Raw genomic sequence first — 1,858 nt, 5'->3', positions numbered from 1 at the left:
GTCCGTGATGTGGCCAGACCGCACCCGATAGAGCACGCCCTGACCCTGAGCATGGGTTTTGGCGGCATCAACACTGCGTTGTGCCTGACGCGCCATGAGTGATGAACAGCCAAGGAGAAAGCCAATGTTATCCGTAGGAATAGAAGCGATTAACGTGTTCGGCGGTCGGGCCTGCCTGGACGTTGCCGAACTGGCCGCGCACCGCCAGCTGGATACGGCGCGCTTCAATAATCTGTTGATGAAGGAAAAGACCGTCGCGCTGTTGGACGAGGACCCGGTGACCTATGCGGTGAACGCAGCACGCCCTCTGGTGGAGGCGTTGTCGGCCGAAGAGAAGGTCCGGATCGAGTTGCTGATCACCTGCTCGGAGTCGGGGATCGATTTCGGCAAGTCGCTGAGCACCTACGTCCATCACCACCTGGGACTGGACCGCAACTGCCGATTGTTCGAACTCAAGCAGGCCTGCTATTCGGGCACCGCAGGCTTGCAGATGGCGGTGAACTTCATCCTGGCCCAGGTCTCGCCGGGGGCCAAGGCGCTGGTGATCTCCACCGACCTGGCCCGGCACATGACCGCCGATGGCGGCAGCGCACTCACCGAGGACTGGTCGTTCGCCGAGCCCAGCACCGGTGCCGGCGCCGTGGCGATGCTGATCAGCGACCAGCCGCGGGTCTTCGACATCGACGTTGGCGCCAACGGCTACTACGGCTATGAAGTGATGGACACTTGCCGGCCAACCCCGGATACCGAGGCCGGCGACTCCGACCTGTCGCTGCTGTCCTATCTGGACTGCTGCGAGAACGCATTCCTCGAGTACCAGAAGCGCGTCGGCGACGTCGACTATGTCGGCTCGTTTCGCTACCTGGCGTTCCATACACCCTTCGGTGGGATGATCAAGGGTGCACATCGCACCATGATGCGCAAGCAGGCCCAAGCTACGCCGGCGGATATCGATGCCGATTTCCAGCGCCGGGTGACGCCGGGGCTCAGCTATTGCCAGCGGGTCGGCAACATCATGGGCGGTACCGTGCTGCTATCGCTGGCCAGCACCATCGCCAATGGCCGCTTCGAATCGCCGGGGCGCATCGGTTGCTTCTCCTATGGCTCGGGCTGCTGTTCGGAGTTCTACAGCGGCGTAGTGCGCCATCAAGGTCAGGTGCAACTGCGGGCCCAGGAGATCGAACGCCAGCTCGATAACCGTTACCGGCTGTCGATGAGCGAGTACGAAGGGCTGTTGCAGAGCAACACGCAGGTACGCTTCGGCACCCGCAACGTACGGATCGACGACGCTTCCAGCGTACGTCCGCAGTTGCCGCGTGCGGATCGACCACAGCTGGTTCTGCGGGAAATCAAGGAATTCCACCGCGAGTACGAATGGGCCCAGTAAGGACCTGGGCCCATGGGTGGGCCGCGAACAATGGATGGTTTGCCAGACAACTGTAGGAGTAGATCCATGGATCCACGATCGCCGCAGGACGAAACCACCGCCACGCCTGGCGCCAGCGAACAGGCCGCCAAGCCATCGCCCCAGGCCTGCCCAGAGCAGGCAGCCATCGCCATCGTCGGCATGTCCGGCCGCTATCCCGGGGCCGACTCGCTGGAGACCTATTGGCGCAACCTGGCGGACGGCCGCGACTGCGTGGGCGAGATCCCAGCCACGCGCTGGGACGTCGATGCCTATTTCGACCCGGCCATACCTTCGCCGGGCAAGGCCTACAGCAAGTGGCTGGGCAGCCTGGAGGCCATCGAATGCTTCGATCCGCTGTTCTTCAACATCGCCCCCAGCGAGGCGCAACGGATGGATCCGCAGCAGCGCTTGTTCCTGGAAGAGGGCTACCGGGCTTTCGAGGATGCCGGA

General features: G+C 63.1%; 2 protein-coding genes. Both read left to right on the top strand.

What is annotated here, in order from left to right:
* Positions 1-124 precede the first annotated feature (124 nt).
* Complete coding sequence (locus ACK6AU_RS31905; protein ID WP_409303740.1) at positions 125-1,387, top strand: hydroxymethylglutaryl-CoA synthase family protein; 1,263 nt, start codon at positions 125-127, stop codon at positions 1,385-1,387.
* Positions 1,388-1,453: 66 nt separating this feature from the next.
* The coding region (locus ACK6AU_RS31900) for a beta-ketoacyl synthase N-terminal-like domain-containing protein (protein WP_409303738.1) at positions 1,454-1,858 on the top strand (405 nt) is incomplete at its 3' end.

The sequence above is a fragment of the Pseudomonas sp. KCJK8993 genome, assembly GCF_046230915.1.
Lineage (GTDB): Bacteria > Pseudomonadota > Gammaproteobacteria > Pseudomonadales > Pseudomonadaceae > Aquipseudomonas > Aquipseudomonas piscis.
This window is presented reverse-complemented; position numbering and strand designations above follow the sequence as displayed.

Coding starts and splice junctions, on each gene's coding strand:
- ACK6AU_RS31905 (WP_409303740.1), top strand. CDS start 125: ATGTTATCCGTAGGAATAGAAGCGATTAACGTGTTCGGCGGTCGGGCC.